At 50.5% G+C, this 8,162-nt stretch carries 7 protein-coding genes; 4 read left to right on the forward strand and 3 right to left on the reverse strand.

All coding sequences use genetic code 11. From position 1 onward, the window contains the following. The 3 genes from BZG79_RS08395 to BZG79_RS08405 all read right to left on the reverse strand — a co-directional run. On the reverse strand, nucleotides 1-381 hold a 381-nt coding region (locus BZG79_RS08395; RefSeq protein WP_199877632.1), incomplete at its 3' end, for a DUF1698 domain-containing protein. 137 nt (nucleotides 382-518) lie between these two features. Next, nucleotides 519-1,247, reverse strand: coding sequence for a carboxy-S-adenosyl-L-methionine synthase CmoA (gene cmoA / locus BZG79_RS08400; RefSeq protein WP_021022363.1), 729 nt, complete (start codon nucleotides 1,245-1,247; stop codon nucleotides 519-521). Nucleotides 1,248-1,381: 134 nt separating this feature from the next. After that, nucleotides 1,382-2,224, reverse strand: coding sequence for a DUF72 domain-containing protein (locus BZG79_RS08405; protein ID WP_199877636.1), 843 nt, complete (start codon nucleotides 2,222-2,224; stop codon nucleotides 1,382-1,384). Nucleotides 2,225-2,528: 304 nt separating this feature from the next. On the opposite strand from BZG79_RS08405, the gene aspS reads away from it, so the two are divergent. The 4 genes from aspS to BZG79_RS08425 form a co-directional block, all read left to right on the forward strand. Further along, nucleotides 2,529-4,313 carry an aspartate--tRNA ligase gene (gene aspS, locus BZG79_RS08410; RefSeq protein WP_077774172.1) on the forward strand — a complete coding sequence of 595 codons (1,785 nt, stop codon included), beginning with the start codon at nucleotides 2,529-2,531 and terminating at the stop codon, nucleotides 4,311-4,313. A 109-nt stretch (nucleotides 4,314-4,422) separates the two neighbouring features. Next, a complete protein-coding gene (locus BZG79_RS08415) occupies nucleotides 4,423-5,169 on the forward strand; it encodes a YebC/PmpR family DNA-binding transcriptional regulator (RefSeq protein WP_077460427.1) in 747 nt (248 codons plus the stop codon). After that, nucleotides 5,170-5,691 carry a crossover junction endodeoxyribonuclease RuvC gene (gene ruvC / locus BZG79_RS08420; RefSeq protein WP_021022886.1) on the forward strand — a complete coding sequence of 174 codons (522 nt, stop codon included), beginning with the start codon at nucleotides 5,170-5,172 and terminating at the stop codon, nucleotides 5,689-5,691. A 704-nt stretch (nucleotides 5,692-6,395) separates the two neighbouring features. Beyond that, a partial coding sequence (locus BZG79_RS08425) for a LysM peptidoglycan-binding domain-containing protein (RefSeq protein ID WP_199877634.1) occupies nucleotides 6,396-8,162 on the forward strand: 1,767 nt, incomplete at its 3' end.

The following is an 8,162-nucleotide window of genomic DNA, read 5'->3' on the forward strand; positions in this document are numbered from 1 at the left end:
ATCGAGCACATAGCGCCCTTTGAGCGGAGAGATATGCGGAAGCACCCGATCCCATTTCCAATCCGAACGCCACTCGGTGTCGATATCCATACCGTGAACCTGATAAGGCCCTTTGCGCCATGGGTGAAAGCTACGGAGCAGATTTTCTAACTTTTTACGCTCACCGGCAGGCAAGCTGGTGGCATCGCCAATCTGGACCCTATCTTTTAGCTCCACCTGCTCGGGCGCATCGGTCGGGATTTTATTCAGCACTTTTATCCACTTTGGCATATCGCCATGGGGCTGGGTTTGCCACTCCGCCAATTGCGCCGGCAGAACTTCTAACCAATGAGAGAGACGGTTTTTGGCGATCAGTTGATAAAAATCGGAAAAATCAAACATCAGATTACTCGTACTTAATGGCGTGTTTCGCTGAATCAAAGGGTTGACTGGATCAAGGGTGTAACTGGATCAATGATCTAAATAGATCAATAGCGTACCGGGATGACGGGACGCATCGCTTTATGTCATCGCTTATCTTATTTAATCGCGAACATCGACCCAAAGTTAAAACATTGAAACCACATGGCGACACTGCTAAAACCAATCTCGCTCAATCGCGTTTTATGGGTATCAATGCTATCTGGACGCATCACGTTTTCTAGCGCACTGCGTTTTTGACTGATCTCAAGCTCGCTGTAGCCATTGGCGCGTTTAAAGTCATGGTGCAAGTCAATCAGCAGTTCATTGGCGGTTTCGTCTTCAAAGCAATACTTCTCCGACAAAATCAGGATCCCGCCCGGTTTTAATCCCTGATAGATGCGGGTGAGTAGCGCTTGGCGATCGTCCGGGCTTAAAAATTGTAGGGTAAAATTAAGCACCACCATGGAGGCATTAGTAATCGTCACATCGCGAATATCAGCCTCACGCACCTCAACATCGGCAGCGCCGCGATAGGCATTCACATGCAAACGGCAACGCTCCACCATCGCTTGTGAATTATCAACCGCGATGATGGTACAGCTATCATGAGGAATATGGCGGCGCATCGACAGGGTGGCGGCGCCCAACGAGCAACCGAGATCGTAAATATGGCTATCTGGCGTGGCAAAGCGTTTCGCCAGCATACCAATCGCCGAGATAATGTTGCTGTACCCAGGCACCGAGCGCTGGATCATATCCGGGAACACTTCGGCGACATTCTCATCGAAGGTAAAGTCGCCCATCTTCTCAATCGGCGCCGCGAAAATTTTATCCTGATTAGCCATATAAGCCCCTAAAAATCAGCCCAGCTGGCCAGTGTGAGCACCTGACGCCAGCAAACCCTATCGCAAAAGCGGCGTATTGTAGTGAATTTTTCAGCGCCTGTCTGCACGGTGAGCGTGCACCTTGCGTGGATACACTAAAACAGTGCCCCTTGCTGACTTTGCGCGGCGCGGGTGACTGAAGCCAGTGGCGTTGATAAATCAAGACGTTGATACAAGTGTGCCGCGAGCGCCGGGGCCTGGTCGTTATCCGAGGTATGAATCATTAAATAGGGCGTTTTTCCCGCGGCTATCCATTGAGATAAACGTGGGATCCATGGATCAAAAAATGCGCTATTGTCTGCCAGCTCAGGATGACCAATAAACCGCACCATAGGCGCATCGCTGGTGGCAATCGCATGCACGGGGACACGCGGCTTTTTCTTTTGTGCATCAATCACCGCTGGCGTGTCCGGTTTCGCCGCGAACACAGGGCGACTGTCCATGATCACTCGGTTGGCATGATGGGCGATCAAGAGTCGATTCAACGCCTTCTCTGCCTCTCCTTTGGCAAAAAAAGCCGGGTGCCGTACTTCCACGCCGATAAAGATATCCGCCGGTAAGCTTTGCAAAARGGCGGCCAGATCCGGCAAGCCTTCAGGACCAAAGCGGGCCGGCAGCTGAATGGTCCACTGGCCAATTTTATCATGGAGAGGCGCCATCAAATGAATAAAATCCCGCGTTAAATCTTGCGCATGGCGCAACTGGCATTGATGGGTAATGGTTTTGGGAAACTTAAAAGTAAATTGGAAAGTGTCTGACGTCGCGGCCGCCCAATTCGCCACCGTCTGTGGCGACGGCGACGCGTAAAAGGTGGTATTGCCCTCAACCGTATTGAATACCTCTGCGTAGCGGGCTAAACGTTCACCCGAACGGGTACCTGGAGGATAAAAATGGTGCTGCCAACTGGGATGAGACCACTGGGTCAAACCAAGGCGCAACGGCGGATCGGACAGTTGATGTAGCATCAGAGACATGGCGTCGTTATGATTGGTCAATACACGTTGCGGTAGCCTAATCGCAACCGGGGAAAAAAACCATATGAAGGATAAACAGAATAAAAACACGCGATCGCTTTACCAAGAGCGGGGCTTTTCCTTTATAATGGCAGGTCTTTGACAGTAACGGCAGTCGCGGGGGCGTACCGTCAGGTACGACAAAGGCTGTTGTCGAATTTCCCTCAGAATTGACAGGCTTGTGCCCAAGGGGGCAAGCAGAATTATCAGAACAGATCAGGAATAGTCTATGCGCACCCAATATTGTGGTCACCTGAATAAAGCCCATGTCGGGCAAGAAGTAAGTCTTTGTGGTTGGGTTAATCGTCGTCGTGATTTGGGCGGCTTGATTTTTATCGACATGCGCGACCGAGAAGGTCTGGTGCAAGTTGTGATTGATCCTGATATGGGTGACGTTTACGAACATGCCAATAAACTGCGTAACGAATTCTGTGTTGCCATTCGTGGTGAAGTCCGTGCACGTCCAGACAGCCAAATCAACCGTGATATGGCCACCGGCGAAGTCGAAGTGGTGGCGAAAGGGTTGGAGATTATTAACCGCAGCGCACCGATGCCGATTGACTTTAACCAGTTTATCTCTGAAGAGCAGCGTCTTAAGTACCGCTACCTCGACTTGCGTCGTCCAGAGATGAGCGATCGCATTAAACTGCGTGCCAAGGCCACCAGCTTTGTCCGTCGTTTCCTGGATGAGAACGACTTTTTAGATATCGAAACCCCGGTATTGACCAAAGCAACCCCGGAAGGTGCGCGCGATTACTTGGTGCCAAGCCGCGTTCACAAAGGCAGCTTTTATGCCTTGCCACAATCGCCACAGCTGTTTAAACAGCTACTGATGATGTCCGGCTTCGATCGCTATTACCAAATCGTGAAGTGCTTCCGAGATGAAGACTTGCGCGCGGATCGCCAACCAGAATTTACCCAAATCGATATCGAAACCTCGTTCATGAGCGCTGAACAAGTACGTGACGTGACCGAGCAAATGATCCGCGAAATGTGGCAGTCGCTACTCAACGTTGATTTGGGTACCTTCCCCATCATGAAATATGAAGAAGCGATGCGTCGGTTTGGCTCTGATAAGCCAGACTTGCGTAACCCGCTTGAAATCGTCGATGTGGCCGACATTGTCAAAGACGTTGAATTTAAAGTCTTCTCTGGCCCAGCGAACGATGAAAAAGGCCGTGTGGCAGTCATCCGCGTGCCAGGTGGCGCTAGCTTATCTCGCAAACAAATTGATGAGTACACCCATTTTGTTAGCATTTACGGTGCCAAAGGCTTGGCATGGATGAAGGTCAACGATCGCGACGCCGGCTTTGACGGTATTCAATCGCCCGTCGCCAAGTTCCTTAACGCGGATGTCGTGGAGAGCATTCTGTCACGCACTGACGCGCAAAGCGGGGACATTATCTTGTTCGGCGCCGACAAAAAATCGGTAGTCACCGAAGCGCTGGGCGCATTGCGTGTAAAATTAGGTTTGGATCTTGAACYGACCGACACCCAAGCTTGGACCCCGCTGTGGGTAGTGGACTTCCCGATGTTTGAGGAAGACGACGAAGGCAACCTGCACGCCATGCACCACCCATTTACAGCGCCAACTGACGTCACGCCAGAGCAGCTAAAAGCCAATCCGGCAGCGGCGAATTCCAATGCCTACGACATGGTGATTAATGGCTATGAAGTCGGCGGTGGCTCGGTGCGTATTCATAACCCAGAAATGCAAGCAGCCGTCTTTGAGACCCTGGGCATTGACGAACAAGAGCAGCGCAAGAAGTTCGGTTTCTTGCTCGACGCGCTAAAATACGGCACCCCACCACACGCAGGTTTGGCATTTGGTATGGACCGTTTGGTGATGCTGCTGTCTGGCACTGAGAACATTCGTGACGTCATTGCGTTCCCGAAAACCACAGCCGCAGCGTGCTTGATGACGGATGCGCCAAGTATTGCCAATGACGCCGCGCTTGAAGAGCTAGCGCTCAGCATTACCGTGGCAGCCGAGCAAAACGAACAAAGCGAATAACGTTACCTTAACGTCATTTCATCAACGCGCCTCAGACTGAAAAGCCAAGGCGCGTTTTTTCTGATTACTCCTTTCACGTGAGGGGAGCGCAAAAAAACGGAGAATCGATATGGCAGGTCACAGTAAGTGGTCGAATATTAAACACCGTAAAGCCGCTCAAGACGCGAAGCGCGGTAAGATTTTCACCAAACTGATTCGAGAATTAGTGGTTGCCACCAAAGAAGGTGGTCCCGAAGCAGAAACCAATCCACGCTTGCGTGCGGCGGTCGATAAAGCGCTATCTAACAATATGACACGCGACACCATCAACCGAGCGATCACACGCGGAGCTGGCGGTGATGGCGACGACAACATGGAAACCGTGATTTACGAAGGGTATGGCCCAGCGGGCACCGCGGTGATGGTGGAATGCATGACCGACAACCGCAATCGTACCGTGTCAGGTGTTCGTCACGCATTTTCCAAATCTGGCGGTAACCTAGGCACTGACGGCTCGGTCAGTTTCCTATTTGATAAAAAAGGCGTTGTGACCTATGCGTCTGGCCTGGAAGAAGATGACGTCATGGAAGCGGCACTCGAAGGCGGGGCAGAAGACGTGGTTACCTATGATGACGGCTCAATCGATGTCTACACCACCCCCAATGATTTTGGTACCGTCAAAGATGCCCTCGATAAAGCCGGGTTTGAAGCGGAACGCGCCGAAGTGACCCAGGTGCCATCGACCAAAGCCGAGTTAGATGCAGATACCGCACCGAAGTTACTGCGTCTTATCGATACGTTAGAAGACCTTGACGATGTGCAAGAGGTCTATCATAACGGGGATATCTCGGATGAAGTGGCAGCGAGTTTAAGCTAAATGACCATTATACTGGGGATTGACCCAGGTTCGCGGATCACCGGTTATGGGGTGATCCGCCAACAGGGGCGGCATCTTGAATACCTCGGTAGCGGGTGTATTCGGACAGAAACCGACGACTTACCTGGTCGCTTGAAGCATATCTACGCAGGGGTGAGCGAAGTGATCACCCAATTTCAGCCGGACAACTTTGCCATCGAACAAGTCTTTATGGCCCGTAATGCCGATTCGGCGCTTAAATTGGGCCAAGCACGGGGCAGTGCCATCGTTGCGGCGGTGAATGCCGATCTACCGGTATCTGAATACGCAGCAAGGCTTATCAAGCAAGCAGTCGTCGGCAAAGGTAGCGCGGATAAAAAGCAAGTGCAGCATATGGTCACCCACATGTTGAAACTCAGCGCCACCCCCCAAGCCGATGCCGCCGATGCCCTGGCCGTGGCGATTTGCCATGCCCACACCAACCACACCCTGATCGCCATGGCCGGCAAAGCCAACGCCGCCCGCCGCGGCCGATATCGGTAAAAGCGCTTTTTGCTCTTGAATACAGAGCGCTTCGCTTACGGAGTACGGAAAGAGACGAGACGCTTCGCTTCTAGAGGCTAGAGACTAGATAAAGCAGATCATGCTCGCGCTGAGGCTATTGCTTTTTCTGTACTCTGTATTCCGTCATCGGTATTCGGGATCTTGAATACAGAGCGCTTCGCTTACGGAGTACAGAAGAGAGCAGAAAGCAGTTCCTAGGATCCTAGGCCCTAGGAACTCTATCTACCAGAGCTGGCACGATATGCTCTTTCCGTATTCCGTATTCCGTATTCCGTATTCGATGGTGCCATCTGCTACGATTACTCGTTCCCACGCTCCTGCGTGGGAATGCATACAATGATAAAATTTATACATCGATGGTGCCATTGGCGTAGGTGACACAAGCCCCGGTAAGATGTCAACAATGATGCGCTATGCCAACGGGCGCCACGCCCTCCACGGAGGGATCCCTCCTGTTATCCGTTCTTGCACGCACTTCACACTTCAGCCAGTGCTAACCTAACGATGACAACAAACCTATCCAAAAATCTGGTCTTTTCAGTAAAATACATCGCCATGGTTCTTGGCTGGCGGACAATGCGGTGGGATATAAACTCGTTAGACTGACCGAGCTCATGGCGTATGAGTTTGGGCAAGTAGAGGGCGATATTGAGGCGCTTAATGAGCGAGACCTTGGTAATGTAATGCCTGATGGGGTGAGCTTTTCACAATTTAAAGAAAAGCTTGATAGCGGTGAATTTGCCCTGTTGACTGATACCCCAATGCGGCCCGCGATGGTGCATGATAATATGAATAAGGTTTGGGCCCTCTCGCCAGACACTGACACGACCCTCTCACTACAAATTCGTTCAGCGCTTATGGCCAGAGCCAATCAATCTGGAGCGGCCGCGGGCGGTGGCAGTGGAWCTGGCGGAGGTAGTCGTCCACAGGCAACAACAGAAAATATTGAAGACACCTATGTGCCTGAGCCGGTAAAACCTGACCGCTCAAATGAGCCGCCGCCACTTAAATACGAGTACTGTTTTGAGATTACTAGCTCGGATAAGGTATTTAGCAAAACGGTGGGGTGCAAGTTTCAATTAGCCAAAACACAACAAGAAGGCGTGAAGGATGATTGGCAAACCGCGCCCACTGAACACGGCACTAAGTACACCACTTATACCGCATTCAACGAGCCCAAAAAGCTTATCGCTAAAATTGCATCGGCTTCAATGGGCATCAGCGTGCCTGAGCCCGTGCAGGTCAAGTCGATTGGTTCAGGTATCATCCAAGAAGCCTTTATTCCTGTAACCCCCTCCGTTCAACTCGGCGAGCGGCTGGGCCTACCCACCGAAGGCTATTACTACCATTTTCACCAAAAGCGCTTAGTGCAAGAGTATAAGCTGCTGGGTGATGGCAAATGGCAGTTTTTCGCCACGCGCTCTAAACATGACAGACTCAACCAGGCGCAAGGTTTTAATCGTTATCAAAGCGCCATTCTGGTGTACTGGAAGATTGGCGGCAAAGAGGTCGAAGACCAACATCTTGTCTATCTCAAAGAGCCTATCACGCAAGACGCGCTTGATAACCTGGACGACGAATGGCTGGAAGAAAACGGTATTAAACTGTCTATTAATGAATTACTCGCTGCGCCGAAGCAAGCTATCGCCAAACGAGATGAATCCTCTTCTGAAAAGGATACCGATRAACGTGATGAGTCAAAGCAGCCGACAACCCACACGGTCAAAACCGATCCGGCCACACGCCAACGTGAATCATGGCCTACTATTGCCGCACAATATGGCCTGTCCGCTAAGCAGCTGTTGGAGTTGAATCCGCAGTATGACGCTGAACCAATGGCATTGGCGGTAGGTGATTTGCTAACTGTGAAGGGTTCGCAACCACAAAACATTGAAAAGAAATCTATTTATGAGCTACCACCTGAGAGCCCTAAGCCATTTAATCACCCTCTGAACACTTACTATGACTATACAGAGCGCTGTTTAGTTGATACTTCAACAGTTGCTATTAATCATAAAAGATTAGTCCAAAAAGAGGTGACCGTTGTTAATATCAAAAAGGTGTCTGATGTTGCAACTGAATTTGAGCTTGGCTTCACTCAAGTAGAAAAAACGCAGCCTCTCGACGACTATTGGCAAAACCTTTTTTCCTCAGATACAAGTGACGACACCCAAAAGCTTTTGACGAAATACAATACACATTTGAACAATCCTGTCCGTCAAGGGGAAATTGTAGTTGTACTAACCAAAGAGCCATCCACTGAAGCACAGAGAAGTAAGCTGTCGGCTCTTATTGAAGAAGCAACAGCAGCAAGTACAGAGTTAGCAAAATTAACTGAAGAGCAAGTTTCCACCGTTAATCGTCACTTTGAATTGCTAGATTTTTACGCTGACGAAGCCATGAAAAAGGTAGGCAAAGATGGCTTACCAAGTGATTTATATGCTTATGCT

The organism is Salinivibrio sp. MA427 (assembly GCF_001996115.1).
Lineage (GTDB): Bacteria > Pseudomonadota > Gammaproteobacteria > Enterobacterales > Vibrionaceae > Salinivibrio > Salinivibrio costicola.

What these genes read in the sequence shown, in the direction of transcription:
- ruvC (WP_021022886.1), top strand. Translation starts at nt 5,170, where the DNA reads ATGACCATTATACTGGGGATTGACCCAGGTTCGCGGATCACCGGTTAT.
- cmoA (WP_021022363.1), bottom strand. Translation starts at nt 1,247, where the DNA reads ATGGCTAATCAGGATAAAATTTTCGCGGCGCCGATTGAGAAGATGGGC.
- BZG79_RS08415 (WP_077460427.1), top strand. Translation starts at nt 4,423, where the DNA reads ATGGCAGGTCACAGTAAGTGGTCGAATATTAAACACCGTAAAGCCGCT.